Below are 23,147 nucleotides of genomic sequence, written 5' to 3'. Positions count from 1 at the left end.
TGGTGTACGCAAAAAATGCTACTGTTTGATGCGCCGGATGTATTTGCAATGCCCTGCGATGTGAAAGATGTCGCATTTCGTCGCTTCCATTTGGCCTTTCCCGGACCGGTGTGGCGCTCAACGACAATTCGCCGATGAGTTCAAAGGCGAAAAGCGGGCCGGCGCGTTGCGTCATGGTCCTGGGCACCACCAGCGGCGCCGGCAAGAGCTGGCTGGCCACGGCGCTGTGCCGCTGGTATGCGCGGCAGGGCCTGAAAGTGGCGCCTTTCAAGGCGCAGAACATGAGCAACAACGCCCGCGTGGTCGACGGTGGCGAGATCGGCAGCGCCCAGTACTTCCAGGCCCTGGCCGCCAATGCCGTGCCCGAGGTGCGGATGAATCCGCTGCTGCTCAAGCCCGAGCGCGATACCCACAGCCAGGTGGTGCTGATGGGGCAGGTGAATGACGAACTCTCGGCCTTGCCCTGGCGCGGCCGCAGCGAGCGCGTCTGGCCGCAGATCGCGCAGGCGCTCGACGAACTGCGCGCCGGAAACGACGTGGTGGTGATCGAAGGCGCGGGCTCGCCGGCCGAGATCAACCTGATGGCCAGCGACATCGTCAACATGCGCATCGCCCGGCACGCGCAGGCGCGCTGCCTGCTCACGACCGACATCGACCGCGGAGGCGCCTTTGCCCATCTGTACGGCACTTGGGCGCTCCTGCCAGAGGCCGACCGCGTGCTGCTGCGCGGCTTCGTGCTCAACAAGTTCCGCGGCGACGCCTCGCTGCTCGCGCCTGCGCCGCAACAGTTGCAGGAGCTGACCGGCGTGCCCACCGTGGCCACGCTGCCGATGTGGTGGCAGCACGGCTTGCCCGAAGAAGACGGCGTATTCGACGACCGCAGCCGTGCGAGCGGCACCGTGACGCGCACGGTCGCGGTCGTGGCATATCCGCGCATCAGCAACCTCGACGAATTACAGGCGCTGAAGAACGTGCCCGGCGTGCGGCAGGTCTGGGCTCGTACGCCCGCCCACGTGGCCGGCGCCGACTGGATCGTGCTACCCGGCTCCAAGCACACCAGCGGCGACCTGGCCTGGCTGCGCGCCCAAGGGCTGGACAGCGCCGTGGCCGCGCATGCCGAACGCGGCGGCGCGGTGCTGGGCATCTGCGGCGGGCTGCAGATGCTGGGCGAGGCGCTGGTCGATCCGCACGGCATCGACGGCAATGCGCCGGGGCTGGGCCTGCTGCCGCTGGTGACGGTGTTCGCGCGCGAGAAGACGGTGCGGCACCGCACCGCGGCTTTCGGCGAGCTGAGCGGCGCCTGGGCCGCGCTGTCGGACGTGCCCGTCGCCGGCTACGAGATCCACCATGGCCAGACCGCCGCACACCCGCAGATGGCGCAGCACGGCCAGGCCGTGATGTCCGACGGACTGGCCTGGCAGAACGCGCGTGGCAACGTGCTCGGCATTTATCTTCACGGCCTGTTCGAGGACCCGCGCGCCCTGCACGCGCTCTTCGGCGCCTCCGTGCCCACGCTCGACGCCACCTTCGACGGTCTGGCCGACTTCATCGATACCCACTTCGACGCCGGCGTGCTTGCCGGACTGATTGCATGACCGAAACCATCCCCACCATTTCCGACATCACCGACATCGCGCTCGCCGCCCGCCTGCAGAGCGCGCTCGACAACAAGACCAAGCCGCTCGGCGCGCTGGGCCGGCTCGAGGCGTTGGCCTTGCGCATCGGCACCATCCTCGGCACCGAAAGCCCGGTGCTCGAAGCCCCGCAGATGCTGGTCTGCGCGGGCGATCACGGGCTCGCCGCACGAGGCGTCTCGGCGTACCCGAGCGACGTGACCTGGCAGATGGTCGAGAACTTCCTCGCCGGCGGCGCGGCCGTGAGCGTGCTGGCGCGCCAGCACGGGCTGGCGCTGACGGTGGTCGACTGCGGCGTGCGGCGCGACTTCCAGGCGCGCCCGGGGCTGGTGTCGCGCCGGATCGCCGAAGGTACGGTAGACGCTTCGCAAGGCCCGGCCATGACGGCCGCGCAGTGCGCCCAGGCCATCGCCAACGGGCGCGAGGTGGTGCGCGTGCTGCCGGGCAACGCGTTGCTGCTCGGCGAGATGGGCATCGGCAACAGTTCGTCCGCCGCGCTGCTGCTCTCGCGGCTGGGCGGGTTGGACATCGACGCCTGCACCGGCGCCGGCACCGGCCTCGATGCGGCCGGGCTGGCGCGCAAGCGCGAGGTGCTGCGGCAGGTGCTGGCGCTGCACGCTGGCGCGACCGCGCCTCTGGACGCGCTGGCCGCCTTCGGCGGTTTCGAGGTGGCTACGCTGGTCGGTGCGGTGCTTCAGGCGGCCGAGGAGCGGCGCGTGATCGTGGTCGACGGCTTCATCGCCAGCGCAGCGGTGCTGGTGGCGCAGGCGCTGCAGCCGCACGCGGTGCAGCGCTGCGTGGCCGCGCATTGCTCGGCCGAACCCGGCCACGTGCTGCTGCTGGAGCGGCTGGGGCTGGAGCCGCTGCTCAAGCTCGAACTGCGCCTGGGCGAAGGTTCGGGTGGGGCGCTGGCCTGGCCGCTGCTCGAATCGGCCTGCCGCATCCTGCGCGAGATGGCGAGCTTCGAGTCGGCCGGTGTGTCGCGCAAGGACAGCTGAAGCGGATGAACGGCGTTCGCCATTTCCTGCTCGCGCTGCAATTCTTCACGCGCGTGCCGGTGACGGGGCCGCTGGCTGCGTGGGTCGGCTTCAGTCCGCAGATGCTGCGTTCGAGCGCGGCGCATCTGCCCGGCATCGGATGGCTGGCAGGCGGGGTGGCGGCGCTGGTGTTCGTTGCTGTGGGCATGGGGCTGCCGGGTGTCGCCGGTGCGCTGGCTGCTGCCGTGCTGAGCACCACGGCCACCGTGATGCTGACCGGCGCCTTCCATGAAGACGGCCTGGCCGACGTGGCCGATGGCCTGGGCGGTTCGGCCAACCGCGACCGGGCGCTGGAGATCATGAAGGACTCGCGCATCGGCGCCTTCGGTGCGCTGGCGCTGGTGCTGGCGCTGGGCCTGAAATGCGCGCTGCTCGCAGTGCTGGCGGGGCACGGCTTGCAGGCGGTTGTTGTCGCCATCGTCGGCGCGCATGTGCTGTCGCGGCTGATGCCGCTGTTCCTGATCCGGTGGTTGCCCTATGTGGGCGACAGCGGGGCGAGCAAGGCGAAGCCGCTGGCGGATGCGATCAGCGGTGGCGCGTTGCTGATCGCGGGGGTGTGGGCGCTGCCGGCGGTGGCACTGCTGCTGTATGCACACGATGTGGCGCACAGCGTGGCAGCCGTGCTTGCGGCCGTTGTTGCTGCAGGCTGGATGGCGCGTCTTTTCATGCGCCGGCTGCAGGGCTTCACCGGCGATGGCCTTGGCGCGACCCAGCAGGTCTGCGAGCTGGCGATCTACCTCGCACTGGCGTGGCGCGCATGAGCGACGCCACCCGAAGGACGCTCTGGCTCCAGCGCCACGCGCCCGTGGTGGCCGAGCCCGGCCTGTGCTACGGCGCCACGGACCTCGAAGCCCATGCAGACGCCACGCTCGCCGCTGCGCAGCGCATCGCGCCTTTGCTCCCTGCGGGCATCACCGTGCGCAGTTCGCCGCTGCGGCGATGTGCCGGGCTGGCCGATGCCATCGTCGCGTTGCGCCCCGATCTTCGGGTGCGGCACGATGCACGGCTGGCCGAGATGAACTTCGGCGCCTGGGAAGGGCGGCCGTGGTCCGCCATCGCACGCGAGGAATTCGACGCGTGGACCGGCAATTTCGCCGATGCGCCTGCCGGCGGCCATGGCGAAAGCGTGCGCGCATTCATGCAGCGCGTGGCCGCCGCGCATGACGAATGGCTTGCGGGCGAGGGCGATGCGCTGTGGATCACGCATGCAGGCGTGCTGCGGGCGGTAACGTTGCTGCAGCGCGGCACCCGCTGCCCCGGAGCCGCCGCCGACTGGCCTGCTGGGGAACTGGCCTTCGGCGGTTGGCTGACTTTCGATAATTAGCTGCCGTCGGACAGTGTCGATGCGGCTCAGTTCTTCTGCCGCCACTGTTCGCGCCAGAGCCGCTCCAGCTGCGGCGCCAGCGCAGCCGGCGGCGTGCCCAGGAAGCGGTTGCTGCCGTGGCGCTGCACCAGGCCGTAGAGGCGGCCGGAGCCCTGGTCGTAGAGCGCGATCGCGTTGTTGTCGTAGCAGTCGTGCGGCTTGCAGAAGGCGTGCAGGAGGTAGCGCGTTCCCTCGACCGTCACCCATTGCGGCTCGGGCGCCGGACCTTCGCGGCGCACCAGCCAGCGGTCGTTCTCGCGCGTGCCCAGGGCGACGCGCCAGGCCTTCTCCATGGCCGGGCCCCGCGCCAGCGCCGCTGGGCTGCCCGTGGGCGGGGGAGGCGCCTTGACGGCGGGCTCGACAGGCGGGGCCACGGCCCGCACTGCGCCGTTGCAGCGCCAGTAGCGCAGCTTCATCATGTCGGGGCCGAGCTGGCCGGCGACCGGCTTGTCGGCGTCCAGCGCGATGTACTGGCCGCGCGCTTCGCGGTAGACGAGGAAGGTCATGGAGCCGGACTTGCCCGCGCTGCTCATCAGCGCCACGTCGAAGCCCGCCGGCGGCGGGCGGTTGCCGAAGAAGCTGTGGGCGGTCTGCGGTTCGTTGCCGGTCACGCGGCGCTTGCCGCTTTCGGCGATCAGCATGTCCTGGCGCACCTGCAGCGTCGGTGCGGCCGCGTTGGCGCAGTTCGTCGACCAGCGGCCGCCGTAGAGCGCCATGGCCTCGGGCGGCAGGCCGCCGCCCTGCTGCGACCATGCCGCGGCCGGAAGGAGGGCGGCGAGCAGCGTGGCGACCAGCAGTGCCCGGGAGTCGTTCTTTCGTGTCGTCATTCGTCGTCGGTCTCAGGCCGTCTTCGGCATCGGTGTCTTTGGCTTGTAGGCGCAGAAAGTGGCCACTGCGCACTCCCAGCAGCGCGGCTTGCGCGCCACGCAGATATAGCGGCCATGCAGGATGAGCCAGTGGTGCGCATGCAGCCGGTATTCGGGTGGGACGCGCTTCTCGAGTTTGAGTTCCACCTCCAGCGGCGTCTTGCCCGGCGCAAGCCCGGTGCGGTTGCCGACGCGGAAGATGTGCGTGTCGACCGCCATGGTCGGCTCGCCGAAGGCCACGTTGAGCACCACGTTCGCGGTCTTGCGGCCGACGCCCGGCAGCGCCTCCAGTTCGGCGCGGGTGCGCGGCACCTCGCCGCCGTGCAGCTCCACCAGCATGCGGCAGGCCTCGATCAGGTGCTTCGCTTTGCTGCGGTACAGGCCGATGGTCTTGATGTACTCCTCCAGCCCCTCGACACCCAGATCGAGAATGGCCTGCGGCGTATTCGCCACCGGATACAGCTTGCGCGTGGCCTTGTTCACGCCCACGTCGGTGGCCTGTGCCGACAGCAGCACGGCGGCCAGCAGCTCGAAGGGGGTTGTGTATTCGAGTTCGGTCTCGGGCTCGGGGTTGGCCGCCTGCAGGGTGGCGAAGAAGAGGGGGATGTCGTTTTTTTTCATGGGGCTTCGTGGGGGCGGCACGCGCAATATATCGTTGAAAGGCGATAGCCTTACGCAGCTTTATTGCCCGCCGCTTTCGCGACAATGGCACCCCAGAAAGTGAGACCGACCATGCAATTCGCCTCCCGCCTCGACAACGTCGAGACCTCCGCCATCCGCGAACTCTTCAAGCTGCTGGGCAAGCCCGGCATCATCAGCTTCGCGGGCGGCTTTCCCGACAGCGCCATGTTCGACGTCGAGGGCCTCAAGGAGGCGAGCCAGAAGGCGCTCTCCGAAGAACCCGGCGCCGCGCTGCAGTACGGCGCCACCGAAGGCTATGAGCCGCTGCGCAGCCAGCTCAGCGCCTTCATGAAGACCAAGGGCGTCGAGGTCGACCCCAGCGGCCTGATCGTCACCACCGGCAGCCAGCAGGCGCTCGACCTGCTGGGCAAGACCATGATCTCGCCCGGCGACAAGGTGATCGTCGAGGGCCCGACCTTCCTGGCGACCATCCAGTGCTTCCGCCTGTACGGCGCACAGCTCATCAGCGCGCCCATCGATGCCAACGGCGTGAAGACCGACGAGCTCGAGAAGCTCATCGCCGAGCACAAGCCCAAGTTCGTCTACCTGATCCCGACCTTCGGCAACCCCAGCGGCGCGATGCTGACGCTGGAGCGCCGCAAGAAGGTGCTCGAGCTGGCCGTGAAATACCAGACGCTGATCGTCGAGGACGACCCCTACGGCGACCTCTATTTCGGCGAAGCACCTCCGCCCTCCATCCTGGCCCTCAGCAAGGACGTGCCGGGCAGCCGCGAGTTGCTGGCGCACTGCGGCAGCCTGAGCAAGGTGCTGAGCCCGGGCCTGCGCATCGGCTGGATGATCGCGCCGCCCGAGCTGCTGGCCAAGGCGACGATGTGCAAGCAGTTCAGCGACGCGCACACGAGCACGTTTTCGCAAGCCACGGCCGCGCAATACCTCAAGAGCGGCCGCATGCCGGCCACGCTGGCGCACGTGCGCGAGGTGTACGGCCAGCGTGCCCAGGCCATGGGCGCGGCGCTCAAGCGCGAGCTGGGCGATGCAGTGACCTTCACCCAGCCCAATGGCGGTTTGTTCTTCTGGGCGCGCCTCACGGGCGCCAACGGCAAGCTGGCCGATGCGAACGAACTGGCGAAACGAGCGATCGAGAAGCTCGTGGCCTTCGTGCCCGGCGCGCCGTTCTTCGCGGGGAAGCCCGATGTGGCCACGCTGCGGCTGAGTTTTGCGACGGCCGACGTGGCGAAGATCGAAGAGGGCGTGAAGCGCCTGGGTCAGGCGCTGTAGTCGATCCGGTCAGGGGGACCGGTGCAGCCGGGGCGCTGCAAGCAGGTCCAGGTTGTCTGAAATGGCCGCATCCACGTTCGGATAGCGGCCTTTCATTTTCGACAACGTCATGATGGTCTGCAGCGCCTTCAGGTCCTTGACCGATGGCGCGACCTTGATCTGCGCGATGGCTGCGGCGGGGTTGCCACCGTTGATCAATGCCATCACCTTGCTTGCCCAGTCGTTTGCGCGCGCCATGTCTTCACCTGCTTTCGTTCGAAGCGCCGACTGTACACAGCGCCGCGCCGATCGCCGCCGGGACCGTCACGCCGTGCCTGCAAATCCTCCGAAGAAAGCGCGCGCGTTGGCCTCCAGGCTGTCGAGGTGATAGCCGCCTTCCTGGACGATCAACGTAGGCAGGCCCAGCGCACCTATGGCCTTGCCGAGACGGCCGAAACCCTCGGTCGTCACCGCGACCTGCGACTGGGGGTCGTCCTTGTAGATGTCGAACCCGAGGGCCAGGACCAGCGCGTCCGGCGCGAAGCGTTGCAGCACGCCCGCCGCATCGTCGACGCGCTCGAAGAAGGTCGCTTCCGTCGCCCCGTGCGGCATCGGGAAATTGACGTTGAAGCCATCGCCGTCACCGGCCCCGCGCTCGTCGTCGTAGCCGGCGACGGCAGGGTAGAAGTTGGTCGGGTCGCCATGGATCGAGACATACATCACGTCGCTGCGGTCGTAGAAGATTTCCTGCACCCCCTGGCCGTGGTGCATGTCGGTATCGAGGACCGCCACGCGAGCGAAGTGCCCGCGCAACGCCTGGGCGGCGATGGCTGCGTTGTTGAGGTAGCAGAAGCCGCCAGCGGCATCGACGCGCGCATGGTGGCCGGGCGGGCGGCACAGTGCATAGGCTGCAGGGGCGCCGTCGACGATGGCCGCCGCCCCGGCCGCCGCGCTCTGGGCCGACCAGTACGCGGAGCGCCAGGTCTCGGCCCCGACCGGGCAGCTGCCGTCGGCAAGGTAGCGCGCCGCCTTGGCCAGCACGCCGCGCAGGCGGTTGGGCTCGCGCACGTAGACGTTCGACATCACCTCGTCGCCCCAGTCGGGCGGCATCTGCTTCCATTCGTCGTGCGCGTCCTCGAGAAAGCGCAGGTAGTCGGCGCTGTGCACGGCGGCCAATGGCGCCATGCCGGCATCGGCCGGTGTACGGAGATCGAAGCCGAGCGATTGCACGGCGGCGACGAGCCGAAGCGCACGGTCGGGAATTTCCTGCGGGGTGCGCATCTGTCCGCGCGACAGATAGCTGCGCGGATGGTGCAGCAGCTGCTCTGGATGGAAGTAGGTCAGCATGGGCGATTCGGCATGGCCGCCGTGGAATTTGCTTGGCAGCCATGGTAGCGAGCAAGATCGGTGCCCATCTAGGGCATCGGATGGCGCCCGAATCGACGGCATCCACATTGGTTACGATCACCCATGAGAAAAACCTTTCAGCTTCAGGTCGAGGGCAAGCACCCCGACCGTCTCCTCGAAGCCATCAAGCACGAGATCCGCAAGTACATCAAGCGCGAGCGGCGGCGCGAATTGCCCGAAGGCAGCGATTTCTGGGACTTCGATTGCAAGTTCGGCGCGGCCCAGGAATCCGCCGAAGTCATCCACCTTTCTGCCATCACGGGCCTCATCGACGGCGTGGTGAAGGAAGGCGGCAAGCAGTTCTACATCGAGATCCTGGCCAAGCCCGGCAAACGCAAGCCGCGGCCTGAAGGCGAACAGGGCGCTGCCACCGATTCCGAAGAGGAATAACTCCCGTCAGACCTGCGCCTGCGCCAGCCGCAGGCCGTACCGCTGCTCCGCATCCTGCAGCGAGCGCGCAATCGACGGGTGCAGCCGCACCCCGTTCCTGGCCTGCGCTTCCCGACGCTTCAAACCGCCTTCGCCTGGCAGCCGCACAGGCTTGGCCGGGTCGATGGGCACGTTGCCGCGGCACTTCGCCGCCACATGGTCCATCTGGCGCAGGAAGGCGTCCTTGCCGCCGAAGGCATTCAGGTCGTACAGCGTGATGTGCACGGTCGCGCCCCAGCCCTCGGGCGGATCGGCCCGTCCGTGGCCCGCGAGGCCGGCCGTGAGCGTCTCGACCAGCAGCGCCATGCCGTAGCCCTTGTGGCCGTGGCTCAATCCGCCGACCGGCAGCAGCGTGCCGGGCGGCTGGTCGAACAGCACCTGCGGGTCGTTCGACGGCTTGCCGGCAGCGTCGATCAGCCATTCCTCGGCGAAGGTTTCGCCCGCTGCGCGCTTGCGATTGCTCATGCCGTTGGTGGTGATGGAGGCCGAGATGTCGACCATCACGCCGCCTTGCGAGAGCGGAAAACCCATGGCCAGCGGATTCGGCGTGAACACGGCCTGCGTGCCGCCGAAGGGCGCGACGCTGGCGGCATTGGGGTCGGAGCAGGCCAGCAGCATCAGCATGTCTTCCTGCAGCGCGCGCAGCATGTAGACGGCGAGGCAGGCGATGTGGTGGCTGCGGCGGATGACGAGCGAGGCGGTGCCGAGTTCGCGGGCACGCGGAATCAGCAGGTCCATGCCGCGGCCCATGAGCCAGGGACCGGGCAGGCGCTTGCCGTCCCAGAGCACGGCGGCGGGGCGGTCGGACAGCACCTCGGGGGTGCCGTCGCGCGTCATGCCGCCCGACTCCAGCTCCTTCACATAGCCCGCCAGCAGCGCGAGGCCGTGCGTGTCGTGGCCCAGCAGGTCGCCTTCGACGAGCGTGCGTGCGACGCTGTCGGCCATCGACGCGGCGAGCCCGGCTTTTTGCAGCAGGGCGCTGGCGTAGTCCTTGAGGGCTTCGGCGCGGTAGAGCGGGGTGGTGTCGGTCATGTCAGTGGTCCTTGTCTCGTTGGGGCCGTTGTTCTGGGCGCTGTTGTTCAGGGCGCGTGCGCAGGGCACCGGGTACTCCCCTCCGCGAATGTCCCCCGCCTTCGGCTCCTCCTTTATTTCGCTGCGGGGAGCACCCGGTGCCCTGTGCACGATGGGCGCGGCGCTTGTGCTGGCCGATCAACAAGTGCTCTGATCGATCGCGCCGGCGGGGTGCCTTGCGCAGCGAAATAAAGGAGGAGGCCGCAGGCCGGGGGACATTCGCGGAGCAAGGCACCCCGTCGGCGTGATCGCACCTCGAACCACGCCCCCAACCGCTCATCGCAGTATTTCGAGAAGGCGGTCCAGCCCGCCTTCGTTGATTGCAACCATTGCCTGTTCACGCACCTTGGGTTTCGCGTGATAGGCCACCGACAGGCCGGCTTCGCCCATCATCGGCAGGTCGTTCGCGCCGTCGCCCACGGCGATGGTTTCCTGTGGCGAGATGCCCATGAGCGACGCCACTTCGAGCAGCGTGCGGCGCTTCTCGGCGCCGTCGCAGATGTCGCCCCAGCTCTGCGTGACCACCTCGCCGGTGAGCTTGCTATCGGCTTCGTCGAGCAGGTTGGAGCGCGCGAAGTCGATGCCCAGCCGGTCCTTCACCCGGTTCGCGAAGAAGGTGAAGCCACCCGACACCAGCAGCACCTTGAGGCCGGCCGCCTTGCAAGCCGACACCAGCTCGGCCGCGCCCGGGTTGAGCTTCAGCCGCTCGTCGTACACCTGCTGCAGCGCCTCGACCGGCACACCCTTCAGCAGCGCCACGCGGCGGCGCAGGCTTTCCTTGAAGTCCTTGATCTCGCCACGCATCGTGGCTTCGGTGATCGCGGCGACCTCGGCCTTCTTGCCGACGGCATCGGCGATCTCGTCGATGCACTCGATGTTGATGAGCGTCGAGTCCATGTCGAACGCGATCAGCTTGAAGTCGGTGAGCCGGAGCGGCGGCTTCACGCGCCGAATGACGAGGCCGGGGGAGATTTCTTGGGTAGCGCTCATGCGGTGACGGTTTCCTTGACGAGGGGTTGGCCCAGGCTGCGCAGCACGTCGCGCACCATCTGGGCTCGCTCTTTCGGCTCTTTCAGCTCGCGCTCGATGCGCAGCTTCTCGTTGCCGGCGAGCTTGATGTGCTTGTTCTTCTGGATCAGCTGGATGATGGCCATGCCATCGACCGGTGCGTCCTTCTTGAACGTGATATTGATGATGCCCGGCGCCGCATCGACCTTGACCACGCCGTAGGGCCGCGCCAGCACGCGCAAGCGGTGCGTGTCGATCAGCGTCTGCGCCTGCGGCGGCAGCTTGCCGAAGCGGTCGACGATTTCTTCGAGCAGCGTGTCGATCTGGTCGGGCGTCTTCGCGGTGGCCAGCTTCTTGTAGAACGACAGGCGCAGGTGCACGTCGCCGCAGTAGTCGTCAGGCAGCAGGGCGGGCGCGTGCAGGTTGATCTCGGTGGTGACCGACAGCGGCGCCAGCAGGTCGGGCTCCTGGCCGGCCTTGAGCGAGCGCACGGCCTCGCTGAGCATCTCGTTGTAGAGCTGGAAGCCGATCTCCATCATGTTGCCGCTCTGGTTCTCGCCGAGCACCTCGCCGGTGCCGCGAATCTCGAGGTCGTGCATCGCAAGGTAGAAGCCGGAGCCCAGCTCTTCCATCTGCTGGATGGCGTCGAGCCGCTGCGCCGCCTGCTTGGTCAGGCCCTCGGTGTCGGGCACCATGAGGTAGGCATAGGCTTGGTGGTGCGAGCGGCCGACGCGGCCGCGCAACTGGTGCAGCTGCGCCAGGCCGAACTTGTCGGCGCGGCTCATCACGATGGTGTTGGCGGTCGGCACGTCGATGCCGGTCTCGATGATGGTCGAGCACAGCAGCAGGTTGTAGCGCTGCGCCACGAAGTCGCGCATCACGCGCTCCAGATCGCGCTCGGGCATCTGGCCGTGGGCCACGGCGATGCGGGCCTCGGGCAGTATTTCTTCCAGCTTCTGGCGCCGGTTCTCGATGGTCTCGACCTCGTTGTGCAGGAAGTAGACCTGCCCGCCGCGCTTGAGCTCGCGCAGCACGGCCTCGCGGATCACGCCCGTGCCTTCGTTGCGCACGAAGGTCTTGATGGCGAGGCGCCGTTGCGGTGCGGTCGCGATCACGCTGAGGTCGCGCAGGCCTTCGAGCGCCATGCCCAGCGTGCGCGGAATCGGCGTGGCGGTGAGCGTGAGCACGTCGACCTCGGCGCGCATGGCCTTCATCGCCTCCTTGTGGCGCACGCCGAAGCGGTGCTCCTCGTCGATGATGAGCAGGCCCAGGTTCTTGAACTTGACCGACTGCGACAGCAGCTTGTGCGTGCCGACCACGATGTCGACCTGGCCCTCGGCCAGGCCCTTGGCAGCGGCGGTGATTTCCTTGGCCGAGCGGAAGCGGCTCATCTCGGCCACCTTCACGGGCCACTTGGCGAAGCGGTCGACCAGCGTCTGGTAATGCTGCTCGGCCAGCAGCGTGGTGGGCGCGAGGAAGGCCACCTGCTTGCCGCCGGTGACGGCGATGAAGGCGGCGCGCAGCGCCACCTCGGTCTTGCCGAAGCCCACGTCGCCGCACACCAGGCGGTCCATGGGCTGGGGCGAGATCATGTCCTGCACCACGGCGTGGATCGCGGCCTTCTGGTCGGCGGTTTCCTGGAAGCCGAAGTCGTTGGCGAACACCTCGTAGTCGGCCGGCGAGTAGCGGAAGGCATGGCCTTCGCGCGCGGCGCGGCGGGCGTAGATGTTGAGCAGCTCGGCAGCGGAGTCGCGCACCTGCTCGGCGGCCTTTCGCTTGGCCTTTTCCCACTGGCCGGAGCCCAGCTTGTGCAGCGGGGCCTCGTCGGCGCTCACGCCGGTGTAGCGGCTGATCTGGTGCAGCTGCGAAACGGGTACGTAGAGCGTGGCCTTGTCGGCGTACTCCAGGTGCAGCATCTCCTGCAGCAGCGGCTTGCCGTCGGGACCGTTGCCCTGGCCGAGGTCCATATGGATCAGGCCGCGGTAGCGGCCGATGCCGTGCGCCGTGTGGACCACGGGGTCGCCGACGTTGAGTTCCGACAGGTCCTTGATCAGCGCCTCGACATCGCTGACCTGCTCCTGCTTCTTGTTGCGCCGGCGCGTGGTGGGCGCGGTGGCGAACAGCTCGGTCTCGGTGACGAGGTCGATGCCCTGTTCGCGCCAGGCGAAGCCCGAGGCCAGCGCGGCAGTGGCGATGCCGATCTTCTCGTCGGCGGAGGCTTCGAACTCGGCCAGCGAATCGAAGGCCGGCGGGCTCACGCCGCTGGCGCGCAGGAAGTCGAGCAAGCTCTCGCGGCGGCCGTCGCTCTCGGCGATCAGCAGCACGCGGTGCGGCGTGGCCCTGATGTGGGCCTTGAGCCCGACCAGCGGGTCTTCCGCGCCGCGCACCACGGCGAAGGGCGGCAGCTTGTCGAACTCGGCGTAGGGCGCTTCGGTGGGCACGTCGCCACGAATGGCGAGCTGCGCGTGCGGCTTGGCGCGCTGGTAGAACTGCTCGGCATTCAGGAACAGCGCCTCGGGCGGCAGGGCGGGGCGCTCGGGGTCGCCGCGCACCAGCCGGTAGCGCTCGTTCGTGTCCTGCCAGAAATGCTGGAACGCAGGTTCGAGGTCGCCGTGCAGCACCACCGTGGCGTCTGCGCCCAGGTAGTCGAACACCGTGGCCGTCTCGTCGAAGAACAGCGGCAGGTAGTACTCGATGCCGGCGGTGGCCACGCCGTTGCCCATGTCCTTGTAGATGCGGCTCTTGGTCGGGTCGCCCTCGAGCAGTTCGCGCCAGCGGCTGCGAAAGCGCGCCCGCGCGTCGTCGTCCATCGGGAATTCGCGGCCCGGCAGCAGCCGCACCTCGGGCACGGGGTAGAGGCTGCGCTGGGTGTCCGGGTCGAAGGTGCGGATCGTGTCGATCTCGTCGTCGAACAGGTCGACGCGGAACGGCACCGGCGAGCCCATGGGGAACAGGTCGATCAGGCCGCCGCGCACCGCATATTCGCCCGGGCTCACCACCTGCGTCACGTGGGTGTAGCCGGCCAGCGTGAGCTGGGCCTTGAGCTTCGATTCCTCGAGCTTCTGCTTGGCTTTGAAGTGGAAGGTGTAGCCGGCCAGGAAGGCCGGGGGTGCGAGGCGGTAGAGGGCGGTGGTGGCGGGCACCAGCACCACGTCGGCCTCCTTCTGGCTGATGCGCCAGAGGGTGGCCAGGCGCTCGCTGATCAGGTCCTGGTGGGGCGAGAAGCTGTCGTAGGGCAGCGTTTCCCAGTCGGGGAACAGGGCGCAGCGCAGCTCGGGCGCGAAGAAGGCGATTTCGTCGATCAGGCGCTGGGCGTCGTTGGCGTCGGCCGTGAACATCGCCGTGGCGCGCCCGGCGGCTTTCTCGCGCATGGCCAACTGCGCCAGCAGCAGGGCATCGGCCGACAACGGGGGGCGCGGCAGCGTGAAACGCTTGCCCGCCGTGAGGTGGGGGAGGTCCATGGAACGCTTACTGGAAATGCACAACACCCCGCGCCGGTTGGCGAGGGGTGTGCGTAGCGGTCGATTCTAGAATGGCGGCCCCTTATTCGCTTGCTGGCCAGCGCCGGCGCCGGGCCCTCATGTCCTCTTCCCGACTTTTCGTGCTGATTCCGTGTGCCGGCTCCGGCCATCGCGCGGGGCATGCGCAGTCCACGCTGCCCAAGCAGTATCGGCGGCTGGCCGGCCTGCCGATGGTGGCCCACACGCTGGAGGCTTTCCGCGCGCTGGCGGGGCGCTTCGCGGGGCTGGCGCTGGTGGTGTCGCCGGACGATCGCGACGTGGATGCGGTGCTGCCGCGCTTTCCCGCCGAGAACGAATACCTGCTGCGCGTGGGCGGCGTGACCCGCGCGGCCACGGTGCGCAACGGCCTGGTGGCACTTCGGCAGAAGGGCGCCGGCGCGCACGACTGGGTGCTGGTGCACGACGCGGCGCGCTGCCTCGTCACGTCGAGCCAGATCGAGGCGCTGATCGCGGCCTGCGAGCACGACGCCGTCGGCGGCCTGCTGGCGCACCGGCTGGCGGACACGCTGAAGGCGTCGACGGCCGAGAGCCGCGTGGCCCAGACGCTGTCGCGCGCCGACAAGTGGCTGGCGCAGACGCCGCAGATGTTCCGCATCGGCATGCTGCTCGACGCGCTGGAGCGCACGGGCGACACCGTGACCGACGAGGCCAGCGCCATCGAAGCCATCGGCCTGTCGCCGCTGCTGGTGCAGGGCAGCGCGCAGAACTTCAAGGTGACGTTCCCCGAGGACTTCGCATTGGCCGAGGCGGTCCTGCAGGGCCGCAAGAAGGGCATTGCATGACGAGCGCCTTCAACATCCGTGTCGGCGAGGGCTGGGATATTCACCAACTGGTGGCGGGGCGCAAGCTGATCCTGGGCGGTGTCGAGGTGCCGCATACCACCGGCCTGCTGGGACATTCCGATGCCGACGTGCTGCTGCACGCCATCACCGACGCCCTGCTGGGTGGCGCGGGGCTCGGCGACATCGGCCGGCATTTTCCGGATACCGACGAGCAGTTCCGGGGTGCCGATTCGTCGGTGCTGCTGGCCGAGGCGGCGCGCCGGGTGCGCGCGGCGGGCTGGGAGATCGGCAACGTCGACAGCACCGTGATCGCGCAGGCGCCCAAGCTCGCGCCGCACATTCCGCTCATGTGCCAGCGCATTGCCGGCACGCTGGGCATTGCGGTCGACCAGGTGAACGTGAAAGCCAAGACGGCCGAGAAGCTCGGCCCGGTGGGCGAGGGCCGCGCGATGGAAGCCCGCGCGGCCGTACTTCTGCATCGCTGAGGCCTCCGCAGGCTCAGGCCGGCTTCCTGCCTCCCGGCAGTTCGCCCGGCTTCGGTGCCGGCATCGCGCGCGGCATCCGGATGTGCGCCGCCAGGCCGCGGCCCGGTGTGCTGGTCAGCGCGAAGGTGCTGCCCATGCGCTCGATGTTCTTCGCCACGATCGACAGGCCCAGGCCCGCGCCGGCCGCCGAGGTGCGCGCCGTGTCGCCGCGGAAGAAGGGCTTGGTCAGCTGCGAGAGCAGGGCGGGCTCGACGCCTGCGCCGTGGTCGCGCACCTTGATCAGCACCGCGTCGTTGTTGGCCTGCGCCTGGATCGTGACGTCGGCCACGCCCGTGGAGGGCGATTTGCCATAGCGCCGCGCGTTCTCGACCAGGTTGGAGATCACGCGCGTGAGCTCGACCTCGTCGCCCATCACGCGCAGGTCGGACGGAACCTCGACCTTGATGTTCATCTCCTCGTAGTCCTGCACCGCATAGGTGCAGGCGTCGACCACGTCGCGCAGCAGCACCGGGCGCGGATCGACATGGTCGGGGCGCGCGTAGTCGAGGAACTTGTCGATGATCGCGTCGAGCTGGGCGATGTCGGCCGCCATGTGGTCGCGCGCGTCCTCGTCGGCGACGCTCATCTCGGTTTCCAGCCGCAGCCGGGCCAGCGGCGTGCGCAGGTCGTGCGAGATGCCGGCCAGCATGATGGCGCGGTCCTGCTCGATCTTGGCGAGCTGGTCCGCCATGCGGTTGAAGCCGATGTTGACGGCGCGGATCTCGTTGGTGCGGGCTCGCTCGTCAAGCCGGTGCGCCTCGTACTCGCCTTCGCGCACCTGCATGGTCGCGCGCGACAGCTGCTTGAGCGGCAGGTTGATGAGCCGCGTGATCAGCGCGGCGCCGGCCAGCGAGAGCGCCATCGCCGTGCTGAGCCAGACCAGCCAGGTGCGCCCTCCCACGCGGCTGAAGCGCGTCGGGTCGAGCAGCAGCCAGTAGGTGTCGCTCTCGATGGTGAAGCCGATCCAGAGACCCGCCTCGTCGTTCACGCGGCTGGCCACCGTGGTGCCTTCACCGAGCTGCTCGATCAGCTCCTCGGTCACGCGCAGGTCGAGCGCGCCGCTGGTGTAGGGCTGGAACCGGTCGTTGGGTTCGCGCGGCAGGATGCGCACGCCTTCCTGGTCGGCCAGCGTCTTGATCAGCGACACCCGGGTGATCGCGTCCGAATACACCAGCGCCGCGCGCGTGAGGTTCACGAGCGAGGCGATCTGGTGCGCGGTCTGGATGGCGCGCGGCTCGTATTCGAGCGAGCGGAAAGTCTGCAGCCAGGCGACCGTGCAGCCGATGAGCAGCAGCGCCAGCAGAAAGAAGGTGCGCCAGAAAAGGCTGAAACCCAGCTTGAGGCCGGGGCGGCGGTCACGTTGCGCGCTCGCTTCGAGCGGGCTCGGCATCGTGACCTGCACGCCGTCCTCCTGGGCCGCGCCGGGTCTGGTGGGTTGGCCGACGGCCACCTGTCAACGGCGCGTCAGGCCGTGCCGTCCGGCACGAACACGTAGCCGACGCCCCAGACGGTCTGGATGTAGCGCGGCGCCGCGGCGTCGGACTCGACCAGCTTGCGCAGGCGCGAGATCTGCACGTCCAGGCTGCGGTCGAAGGGCTCGAACTCGCGCCCGCGCGCCAGCTGGGCCAGCTTTTCGCGCGACAGCGGTTGACGCGGATGGCGCACGAGCGCCTTCAGCATCGCGAACTCGCCGGTGGTCAGCGAGAGTTCTTCGCCATCCTTCTTCAGGGTGCGCGAGCCGAGATCGAAGGCGAACGGGCCGAAAGTGACGGTCTCGTTCTCGGTAGAAGGGGCGCCCGGCGCCTCCAGCGGCGGACGGCGGCGCAGCACGGCGTGCACACGGGCCAGCAGTTCGCGTGGATTGAAAGGCTTGCCGAGATAGTCGTCGGCGCCGACTTCGAGGCCGACGATGCGGTCCACGTCCTCGCCCTTGGCGGTGAGCATGATGATCGGGGTGCGGTCGTTGGCGGCCCGCAGGCGGCGGCAGACCGAGAGGCCGTCTTCGCCGGGCATCATCAGGTCGAGCACGATCAGGTCGACCGTGTCGCGCAACAGGATGCGGTTGAGCGCCTTGCCGTCCTCGGCCACGATCACTTCGAAACCTTCTTGCGTCAGGTAGCGGCGCAGGAGGTCGCGGATGCGGGCGTCGTCGTCGACGATCACGATCTTGTCGGTGCGAGCGGGAACTTGAGTCATTTCTACAACGATGAATTTGTAACAGGGCCGATTCTGAAGGCGTTAAGCCTCCGTTGAGCCGGATTTACTTATGGTTTGACACTAAGTTACAAAACTTGCGGACGCTCGCGGTCTGGTCATCCGACGTTAGCGGGGAGGTGGCAAAGTCCCATTTCCTGATGATTTGCGCTCAATGAGACGTCCATTTTTCGCCCTCCCGTTCATCCTCGTTTTCGCCTGCGGTCCGGCGCTGGCGATGTCCGGCGATTTCTTCAGGGTGGGCGACGTGCGCCGCAGCGAAGTCCGGGACGCGGTGGCGGCACATCGTGCCGCGCAGCGCGAGGAGGTCCGCCGCGAACAGGCGGCCGCCGGCAGGCGCCTGACCGCCGCCGAACTGTTCGAGCTGCGGCAGCAGGTTCGCGGCCAATGGACCCCGCCCGCGACGGGTGCTTTGCTCAATTCGGCAGAATCGCAGCCGGCCGAGCGGATCGTGCCGGTGCCACCGCCCGCAGCTCGCCCGTCCTTGACTGCACCGCGCAGCCAGCGCCGCTGATGCGTGGGCCTGCGGGGCGCAGGCTTGTCTTTTCATACCAATTCAGGGGAGTACTTCGTCTTGAAGAAAACAATCAAATTGCTCGCGGCGTGCGCCGCCCTGGCCGCCGCCGGCACCGCACTGGCCCAGAACGCCGCTGCGCCGGTACCGCAGAACGTGCTGCAGTTGGCGGCTTCCGGTACGGTCGAAGTGCAGCAGGACATGCTGAGCATGACGCTCGTGACCACCCGCGACGCCCCTGACGCGGCCGCCGTGCAGACGCAGCTGAAGGCCGCGCTCGACGCGGCCCTGGCCGAAGCGAAGAAGAACGCCCAGGCGGGCCAGCTCGACGTGCGCACCGGCAACTTCAGCCTGTCGCCGCGCTATTCCAAGGACGGCAAGATCAACGGTTGGCAGGGCTCGACCGAGCTGGTGCTCGAGGGGCGCGACTTCCCGCGCATCACCCAGACGGCCGGCCGCATCACGACGCTCAGCGTGGGCAACGTGGGCTTCGGCTTGAGCCGCGAGCAGCGCGCCAAGACCGAAACCGAGGCGCAGAACATCGCCATCGAGAACTTCAAGCAGAAGGCCGGCGAGCTGGCCAAGGGCTTCGGCTTCAGCGGCTACACGCTGCGCGAGGTATCGGTGAACGCGAACGACGGTGGTCCGATCCGCCCGCGCATGATGGCGGTGCAGGCCAAGTCGTTCTCGTCCGACTCGACGGTGCCGGTCGAAGCCGGCAAGACCAGCGTGGTGGTGAACGTGTCCGGTTCGGTGCAGCTCAAGTAAGGGGCGCGCGTACCGGCAGGCTACCCTTTATTGGGCAGTCCAGCCGCCATCCATGGCCCAGGCGACGCCTCGCACCTGATCGGCCGCCGGCGAGCACAGGAAGACGGCCAGGCCGCCCAGCTGCTCGACGGTGGTGAACTGCAGCGATGGCTGCTTTTCGCCCAGCAGCTCGTTCTGCGCCTGCGCCGCCGTGATGCCTTCGCGCGCCGCGCGGTCGTCGATCTGCTTTTGCACCAGCTGGGTCAGCACCCAGCCGGGGCAGATTGCGTTGGCAGTGACGCCGGTGGTCGCGGTTTCGAGCGCGACCGACTTGGTCAGGCCGACGATGCCGTGCTTGGCGGCCACATAGGCCGATTTCTGCGCGGATGCCACGAGGCCATGGGCCGACGCAATATTGATGACGCGGCCCCAGTTGGCTTCGCGCATCGCGGGAATCGCCAGCCGTGTCGTATGAAATGCGCTGGTGAGATTGATCGCGATGATCGCGTCCCAGCGTTCGGTGGGGAAGTCTTCGACCTTGGCCACATGCTGGATGCCGGCGTTGTTCACGAGGATGTCGACGCGGCCGAACTTCGACGCGGCGAACTTCATCATGTCTTCGATCTGTTCGGGTTTGCTCATGTCTGCGCCGTGGTACTCGGCGCGTACGCCGAGCGCCTCGATCTGGGCCTTGGGAGCTTCGGCATCGCCGAAGCCGTTGAGCACGATGTGTGCGCCCTGCTGGGCGAGAGCCTTGGCGATGGCGAGGCCAATGCCACTGGTGGACCCCGTGACAAGCGCGGTTTTGCCTTTGAGCATGAAGATCAATCTCCGGATGAATTAGGATGCGACGGAACAATTATCCGCACCAGGACGACTTCGTTTTCATGACAGAACCGACGCTTCATTACGTGGCGTGCGATGACGCCCAAGGCGGCCATCGCATGGCCTATTGGCAATGGGGCGACGCGCGCAGTGCGCATGTCGTGATCTGCGTGCACGGGCTGACCCGGCAGGGCCGCGATTTCGACCTGTTGGCCCAGGCCATCGTGGCGCGCGCTGGCGGCAATGTGCGCGTGGTCTGCCCCGACGTGGTGGGCCGTGGGCGCAGCGACTGGCTGCGCGACCCCGCTTTCTATCAGGTGCCGGTGTATGCGGCCGACATGGTCGCGTTGATCGCGCAGCTCCATCGCGAGCAGGCCATCGGCACGCTCGACTACCTCGGCACCAGCATGGGCGGACTGATCGGCTTCGTGCTCGCAGGCCACAAGGAGCTGCCGCTGGCGCGGCCCATCCGCCGCTTCGTCGCGAACGATGTTGGTCCGACGATCGAGCCGGCCGCAGTGCAGCGCATCGGCGCCTACGTAGGGAAGAACGGTTCCTACGCGAGCGTGCAGGCGGCGGCCGATGCCATGTGGGCGCTGTCGACCAGCTTCGGTCCGCACACGCCCGCGCAGTGGCTGGCGCTGTCGCAGCACATGGTGGTGCCTGCGTCGCAGCGCACGGCCGATGGTTCGGCCAAGGCCGAGGCTGGCGGCGACGAGGGGGCCTGGCTGCTTCACTACGACCCCGCCATTGGCGTGGCGCTGCGCGCCATCACGCCCGAGGCCGCGGCGCAGGGCGGCGCGATCATGTGGAGCCTGTACGACGCCATCGAGGCGCGCACGCTCGTCACGCGCGGCGCCGAATCGGATCTGTTGTCGCGCGAAACCGCGCTGGCCATGACACAGCGCGGCCCGCGCGCCACGCTGGTCGAGTTCGAAGGCGTGGGCCACGCGCCGACCTTTGTCGATCCCCTGCAGATCGCCGCAGTCACCAACTTCCTGTTCGATTGATTGATTGAAGCGTGAAGCGCGATTCCTCGAGTCTCCAGACGGCACCCATGTCCGACGCGGCCATGGTCGACTATCCGTTGTCTGCGGCAACGGCCGACCGTACGCCGGTGATGGAAAACATGCTGGCGCGCGCGCGTGCGTTCGCCGAACCGCTGATCGCCGACGAGAAGCTCGACACGGGCGAGAACTCGCTCGCGCATGCCGACGCGGTGGCCGCCATCGTCGCGAAAATGGGTGGCTCCGAGGCCATGCAGGCGGCGAGCTACCTGGTTTATTCGTGCCAGCACCTGAACCGCCCGCAGGAGGTGATCGCCAAGGTGTTCGGCGACAACTTCGCGGCGCTCGCCGTCGAGACGACCAAGCTGGTGCGCGTGCAGGAGCAGGCCCGCTCCGCCTCGCAGGGGCATCACGTCGAAGGCGCGGGCGCGCAGACCGAGAACGTGCGCAAGATGCTGCTTGCGTTCTCGCGCGACCTTCGCGTGGTGATGCTGCGGCTGGCTTCGCGCCTGCAGACGCTGCGGCATGCGGCCGCAAGCAAGCAGCCTGCGCCCGAGAGCGTGGCGCGCGAGTCGTTGCAGGTGTTCGCGCCGCTGGCCAACCGGCTGGGCATCTGGCAGGTGAAGTGGGAGATCGAGGACCTCTCGTTCCGCTTCCTCGAGCCTGAAACCTACAAGCTGATCGCGCGCCTGCTCGACGAAAAGCGCATCGAGCGCGAAGGGCACATCGAGCAACTGCGCTCGCAGCTCGAGCGCGAACTGCAAGCCGAAGGCGTCAAGGCCACTGTGCAGGGGCGCCCCAAGAACATCTACAGCATCGTCAAGAAGATGCGCGGCAAGTCGCTCGACTTCGAGCAGGTCTTCGACATCCTTGCACTGCGCGTGGTGGTGCCCGACGTCAAGGATTGCTATGCGGCGCTGGCGTGGGTGCATTCGCACTTCCAGCCGATCGACGAGGAGTTCGACGACTACATCGCGCGGCCCAAGCCCAACGGCTATCAGTCGCTGCACACGGTGGTGCGCGAGCTGGTGGATGGCAAGGCGGGCAAACCGATCGAGATCCAGATCCGCACCGAAGAAATGCATGACCACGCCGAGCATGGCGTGGCGGCGCACTGGGCCTACAAGGAAGCGGGCCACAAGGGCTACGCAGGCGTATGGGCGAGTGGCGAGTACGACGCGAAGATTGCGGTGCTTCGGCAACTGCTGGCGTGGGAGCGCGATCTGTCGGGCGGCCTGCAGGGTCAGGGCCTGTTCGACGACCGCATCTATGTGCTGACACCGGATGCCGCCATCGTCGAGTTGCCGCAGGGTGCGACGCCGGTCGACTTTGCCTACACCGTGCACACCACGCTGGGCCATCGCTGCCGTGGAGCGCGCGTCGATGGTGCGATGGTGCCGTTGAACACGCCGCTGTCGAACGGGCAGACGGTCGAGATCATTGCGGCCAAGGAGGGCGGGCCGTCGCGCGACTGGCTCAATGCGGAGCTGGGCTATCTGGCCAGCCACCGTGCGCGCGCGAAGGTGCGCGCATGGTTCAACGCACAGATCACGCACGAGACCGTGGCGCGCGGACGCGAAGCGGTCGAGAAGTTGCTGCAGCGCGAAGGCAAGACTGCGGTGCGGCTCGAAGACCTGGCGTCGCAGCTCGGCTTCAAGTCGGCGGACCATCTGTTCGAAGTGGTGGGCAAGGACGAGTTCTCGCTGCGCAACATCGAGACGCTGCTGCGTCCGCCCGAGCCCGCACCGGGGCCAGACGACGGCGTGCTTATCAAGAAGGCGCGCGGCAGCGAAAAATCGGGCAAGGGTGGCGTGCTGGTGGTGGGCGTGTCTTCATTGATGACGCAGCTCGCCAAGTGCTGCAAGCCCGCGCCGCCCGATGCGATTCGCGGCTTCGTCACGCGAGGTCATGGCGTCAGCGTGCACCGCGGCGATTGCAGCAACTTCCGCACGATGGCAGCGAAGGACGGTGAGCGCGTCATCGATGTGGAGTGGGGCGTTGCGAAGAAGGGTGCCGACGCACCTGTGTATGCGGTGGACGTGGCCGTCGAGGCGGCCGACCGCCAAGGGCTGCTGCGCGATATCTCCGACGTATTCGCGCGCGAGAAGATGAACGTCATCGGCGTGCAGACGCAGTCGATCAAGGGCACGGCGTGGATGACGTTCACTGTTGAAATCGCCGACGCCGCGCGGCTCACGCAGGTCCTTGGACTGGTCACTGCAGTTATTGGTGTGCGATCTGCACGTCGTCGCTGAAAAGCGCGTTTTCTCCTGCTACAATAGCTGCTTCTCGGACACAT

At 67.9% G+C, this 23,147-nt stretch carries 22 protein-coding genes; 12 read left to right on the top strand and 10 right to left on the bottom strand.

Annotated elements, in window-relative coordinates; translation table 11 throughout:
• Window positions 1-134: 134 nt before the first annotated feature.
• From ACEOAB_RS15615 to ACEOAB_RS15600, 4 genes are read left to right on the top strand one after another with little or no spacing between them, the layout of a single operon-like run.
• A complete protein-coding gene (locus tag ACEOAB_RS15615) occupies window positions 135-1,595 on the top strand; it encodes a cobyric acid synthase (protein ID WP_495652948.1) in 1,461 nt (486 codons plus the stop codon).
• Entirely contained in the window at window positions 1,592-2,632 is a 1,041-nt protein-coding gene (gene cobT, locus ACEOAB_RS15610) for a nicotinate-nucleotide--dimethylbenzimidazole phosphoribosyltransferase (protein WP_056592577.1), read from the top strand. Before ACEOAB_RS15615 ends, cobT begins: the two co-directional genes overlap by 4 nt.
• A 5-nt stretch (window positions 2,633-2,637) precedes the next feature.
• Window positions 2,638-3,432: an adenosylcobinamide-GDP ribazoletransferase gene (locus ACEOAB_RS15605; protein WP_056592580.1), complete on the top strand. Its 795-nt coding sequence runs from the start codon at window positions 2,638-2,640 to the stop codon at window positions 3,430-3,432.
• A complete protein-coding gene (locus ACEOAB_RS15600) occupies window positions 3,429-3,995 on the top strand; it encodes a histidine phosphatase family protein (protein ID WP_413751357.1) in 567 nt (188 codons plus the stop codon). Before ACEOAB_RS15605 ends, ACEOAB_RS15600 begins: the two co-directional genes overlap by 4 nt.
• A 26-nt stretch (window positions 3,996-4,021) precedes the next feature.
• Here the strand turns inward: ACEOAB_RS15600 and ACEOAB_RS15595 are convergent, their stop codons facing one another.
• Window positions 4,022-4,861, bottom strand: coding sequence for an Ivy family c-type lysozyme inhibitor (locus ACEOAB_RS15595; RefSeq protein ID WP_056592583.1), 840 nt, complete (start codon window positions 4,859-4,861; stop codon window positions 4,022-4,024).
• A 12-nt stretch (window positions 4,862-4,873) separates the two neighbouring features.
• The gene (gene nth / locus ACEOAB_RS15590) at window positions 4,874-5,521 is read right to left on the bottom strand and encodes an endonuclease III (RefSeq protein ID WP_056592586.1); all 648 of its coding nucleotides are present in this window, start codon (window positions 5,519-5,521) and stop codon (window positions 4,874-4,876) included.
• A gap of 111 nt (window positions 5,522-5,632) precedes the next feature.
• Here nth and ACEOAB_RS15585 point away from each other — a divergent pair, with 111 nt between their 5' ends.
• Window positions 5,633-6,820 (top strand): aminotransferase-like domain-containing protein, encoded by a 1,188-nt coding sequence (locus ACEOAB_RS15585; protein WP_056592591.1) that lies wholly within the window; start codon window positions 5,633-5,635, stop codon window positions 6,818-6,820.
• A 9-nt stretch (window positions 6,821-6,829) separates the two neighbouring features.
• On the opposite strand, the gene ACEOAB_RS15580 is transcribed toward ACEOAB_RS15585, so the two are convergent.
• Both ACEOAB_RS15580 and ACEOAB_RS15575 read right to left on the bottom strand, forming a co-directional pair.
• Window positions 6,830-7,057 carry a hypothetical protein gene (locus tag ACEOAB_RS15580; protein WP_007837035.1) on the bottom strand — a complete coding sequence of 76 codons (228 nt, stop codon included), beginning with the start codon at window positions 7,055-7,057 and terminating at the stop codon, window positions 6,830-6,832.
• Between the two features lie 66 nt (window positions 7,058-7,123).
• Window positions 7,124-8,146, bottom strand: coding sequence for a histone deacetylase family protein (locus ACEOAB_RS15575; RefSeq protein WP_056592594.1), 1,023 nt, complete (start codon window positions 8,144-8,146; stop codon window positions 7,124-7,126).
• A gap of 123 nt (window positions 8,147-8,269) precedes the next feature.
• Between ACEOAB_RS15575 and ACEOAB_RS15570 the strand changes: the two genes are divergently transcribed.
• Entirely contained in the window at window positions 8,270-8,596 is a 327-nt protein-coding gene (locus ACEOAB_RS15570) for a DUF6172 family protein (RefSeq protein ID WP_007837030.1), read from the top strand.
• Between the two features lie 6 nt (window positions 8,597-8,602).
• On the opposite strand, the gene ACEOAB_RS15565 is transcribed toward ACEOAB_RS15570, so the two are convergent.
• The 3 genes from ACEOAB_RS15565 to mfd form a co-directional block, all read right to left on the bottom strand.
• Window positions 8,603-9,667 (bottom strand): Ldh family oxidoreductase, encoded by a 1,065-nt coding sequence (locus tag ACEOAB_RS15565; protein ID WP_413751334.1) that lies wholly within the window; start codon window positions 9,665-9,667, stop codon window positions 8,603-8,605.
• A gap of 315 nt (window positions 9,668-9,982) precedes the next feature.
• Complete coding sequence (serB, locus tag ACEOAB_RS15560; RefSeq protein ID WP_413749395.1) at window positions 9,983-10,696, bottom strand: phosphoserine phosphatase SerB; 714 nt, start codon at window positions 10,694-10,696, stop codon at window positions 9,983-9,985.
• On the bottom strand, window positions 10,693-14,175 hold the full coding sequence (mfd, locus tag ACEOAB_RS15555) for a transcription-repair coupling factor (protein ID WP_413749396.1): 3,483 nt from the start codon (window positions 14,173-14,175) through the stop codon (window positions 10,693-10,695). The genes serB and mfd overlap by 4 nt, the downstream gene beginning before the upstream one ends.
• A gap of 119 nt (window positions 14,176-14,294) precedes the next feature.
• Here mfd and ispD point away from each other — a divergent pair, with 119 nt between their 5' ends.
• The gene (gene ispD, locus ACEOAB_RS15550; protein WP_056592608.1) at window positions 14,295-15,017 is read left to right on the top strand and encodes a 2-C-methyl-D-erythritol 4-phosphate cytidylyltransferase; all 723 of its coding nucleotides are present in this window, start codon (window positions 14,295-14,297) and stop codon (window positions 15,015-15,017) included.
• The gene (gene ispF / locus ACEOAB_RS15545) at window positions 15,014-15,502 is read left to right on the top strand and encodes a 2-C-methyl-D-erythritol 2,4-cyclodiphosphate synthase (RefSeq protein ID WP_007837020.1); all 489 of its coding nucleotides are present in this window, start codon (window positions 15,014-15,016) and stop codon (window positions 15,500-15,502) included. Before ispD ends, ispF begins: the two co-directional genes overlap by 4 nt.
• Before the next feature lie 13 nt (window positions 15,503-15,515).
• Here the strand turns inward: ispF and ACEOAB_RS15540 are convergent, their stop codons facing one another.
• Together ACEOAB_RS15540 and ompR are read right to left on the bottom strand one after the other, a co-directional pair.
• The gene (locus tag ACEOAB_RS15540; protein ID WP_495653842.1) at window positions 15,516-16,931 is read right to left on the bottom strand and encodes a sensor histidine kinase family protein; all 1,416 of its coding nucleotides are present in this window, start codon (window positions 16,929-16,931) and stop codon (window positions 15,516-15,518) included.
• 74 nt (window positions 16,932-17,005) lie between these two features.
• A complete protein-coding gene (ompR, locus tag ACEOAB_RS15535; protein ID WP_007837017.1) occupies window positions 17,006-17,737 on the bottom strand; it encodes an osmolarity response regulator transcription factor OmpR in 732 nt (243 codons plus the stop codon).
• Window positions 17,738-17,909: 172 nt separating this feature from the next.
• On the opposite strand from ompR, the gene ACEOAB_RS15530 reads away from it, so the two are divergent.
• On the top strand, window positions 17,910-18,269 hold the full coding sequence (locus tag ACEOAB_RS15530) for a hypothetical protein (RefSeq protein ID WP_056592612.1): 360 nt from the start codon (window positions 17,910-17,912) through the stop codon (window positions 18,267-18,269).
• A gap of 60 nt (window positions 18,270-18,329) precedes the next feature.
• Complete coding sequence (locus tag ACEOAB_RS15525) at window positions 18,330-19,037, top strand: SIMPL domain-containing protein (RefSeq protein WP_413749397.1); 708 nt, start codon at window positions 18,330-18,332, stop codon at window positions 19,035-19,037.
• 27 nt (window positions 19,038-19,064) lie between these two features.
• Here ACEOAB_RS15525 and ACEOAB_RS15520 read toward each other — a convergent pair whose 3' ends face one another.
• The gene (locus ACEOAB_RS15520; RefSeq protein ID WP_056594347.1) at window positions 19,065-19,835 is read right to left on the bottom strand and encodes a 3-hydroxybutyrate dehydrogenase; all 771 of its coding nucleotides are present in this window, start codon (window positions 19,833-19,835) and stop codon (window positions 19,065-19,067) included.
• 26 nt (window positions 19,836-19,861) lie between these two features.
• Between ACEOAB_RS15520 and ACEOAB_RS15515 the strand changes: the two genes are divergently transcribed.
• On the top strand, window positions 19,862-20,851 hold the full coding sequence (locus tag ACEOAB_RS15515) for an alpha/beta fold hydrolase (protein ID WP_413749399.1): 990 nt from the start codon (window positions 19,862-19,864) through the stop codon (window positions 20,849-20,851).
• Window positions 20,852-20,898: 47 nt separating this feature from the next.
• The gene (locus ACEOAB_RS15510) at window positions 20,899-23,103 is read left to right on the top strand and encodes a RelA/SpoT family protein (RefSeq protein WP_413749400.1); all 2,205 of its coding nucleotides are present in this window, start codon (window positions 20,899-20,901) and stop codon (window positions 23,101-23,103) included.
• The last annotated feature ends 44 nt before the right edge of the window (window positions 23,104-23,147 follow it).

The sequence above is a fragment of the Variovorax sp. Varisp53 genome, from assembly GCF_059491555.1.
This window is presented reverse-complemented; position numbering and strand designations above follow the sequence as displayed.

What these genes read in the sequence shown, in the direction of transcription:
- ACEOAB_RS15615 (WP_495652948.1), top strand. Translation starts at nt 135, where the DNA reads ATGAGTTCAAAGGCGAAAAGCGGGCCGGCGCGTTGCGTCATGGTCCTG.
- cobT (WP_056592577.1), top strand. Translation starts at nt 1,592, where the DNA reads ATGACCGAAACCATCCCCACCATTTCCGACATCACCGACATCGCGCTC.
- ACEOAB_RS15605 (WP_056592580.1), top strand. Translation starts at nt 2,638, where the DNA reads ATGAACGGCGTTCGCCATTTCCTGCTCGCGCTGCAATTCTTCACGCGC.
- ACEOAB_RS15600 (WP_413751357.1), top strand. Translation starts at nt 3,429, where the DNA reads ATGAGCGACGCCACCCGAAGGACGCTCTGGCTCCAGCGCCACGCGCCC.
- ACEOAB_RS15595 (WP_056592583.1), bottom strand. Translation starts at nt 4,861, where the DNA reads ATGACGACACGAAAGAACGACTCCCGGGCACTGCTGGTCGCCACGCTG.
- nth (WP_056592586.1), bottom strand. Translation starts at nt 5,521, where the DNA reads ATGAAAAAAAACGACATCCCCCTCTTCTTCGCCACCCTGCAGGCGGCC.
- ACEOAB_RS15585 (WP_056592591.1), top strand. Translation starts at nt 5,633, where the DNA reads ATGCAATTCGCCTCCCGCCTCGACAACGTCGAGACCTCCGCCATCCGC.
- ACEOAB_RS15580 (WP_007837035.1), bottom strand. Translation starts at nt 7,057, where the DNA reads ATGGCGCGCGCAAACGACTGGGCAAGCAAGGTGATGGCATTGATCAAC.
- ACEOAB_RS15575 (WP_056592594.1), bottom strand. Translation starts at nt 8,146, where the DNA reads ATGCTGACCTACTTCCATCCAGAGCAGCTGCTGCACCATCCGCGCAGC.
- ACEOAB_RS15570 (WP_007837030.1), top strand. Translation starts at nt 8,270, where the DNA reads ATGAGAAAAACCTTTCAGCTTCAGGTCGAGGGCAAGCACCCCGACCGT.
- ACEOAB_RS15565 (WP_413751334.1), bottom strand. Translation starts at nt 9,667, where the DNA reads ATGACCGACACCACCCCGCTCTACCGCGCCGAAGCCCTCAAGGACTAC.
- serB (WP_413749395.1), bottom strand. Translation starts at nt 10,696, where the DNA reads ATGAGCGCTACCCAAGAAATCTCCCCCGGCCTCGTCATTCGGCGCGTG.
- mfd (WP_413749396.1), bottom strand. Translation starts at nt 14,175, where the DNA reads ATGGACCTCCCCCACCTCACGGCGGGCAAGCGTTTCACGCTGCCGCGC.
- ispD (WP_056592608.1), top strand. Translation starts at nt 14,295, where the DNA reads ATGTCCTCTTCCCGACTTTTCGTGCTGATTCCGTGTGCCGGCTCCGGC.
- ispF (WP_007837020.1), top strand. Translation starts at nt 15,014, where the DNA reads ATGACGAGCGCCTTCAACATCCGTGTCGGCGAGGGCTGGGATATTCAC.
- ACEOAB_RS15540 (WP_495653842.1), bottom strand. Translation starts at nt 16,931, where the DNA reads ATGCCGAGCCCGCTCGAAGCGAGCGCGCAACGTGACCGCCGCCCCGGC.
- ompR (WP_007837017.1), bottom strand. Translation starts at nt 17,737, where the DNA reads ATGACTCAAGTTCCCGCTCGCACCGACAAGATCGTGATCGTCGACGAC.
- ACEOAB_RS15530 (WP_056592612.1), top strand. Translation starts at nt 17,910, where the DNA reads ATGAGACGTCCATTTTTCGCCCTCCCGTTCATCCTCGTTTTCGCCTGC.
- ACEOAB_RS15520 (WP_056594347.1), bottom strand. Translation starts at nt 19,835, where the DNA reads ATGCTCAAAGGCAAAACCGCGCTTGTCACGGGGTCCACCAGTGGCATT.
- ACEOAB_RS15515 (WP_413749399.1), top strand. Translation starts at nt 19,862, where the DNA reads ATGCGACGGAACAATTATCCGCACCAGGACGACTTCGTTTTCATGACA.
- ACEOAB_RS15510 (WP_413749400.1), top strand. Translation starts at nt 20,899, where the DNA reads ATGTCCGACGCGGCCATGGTCGACTATCCGTTGTCTGCGGCAACGGCC.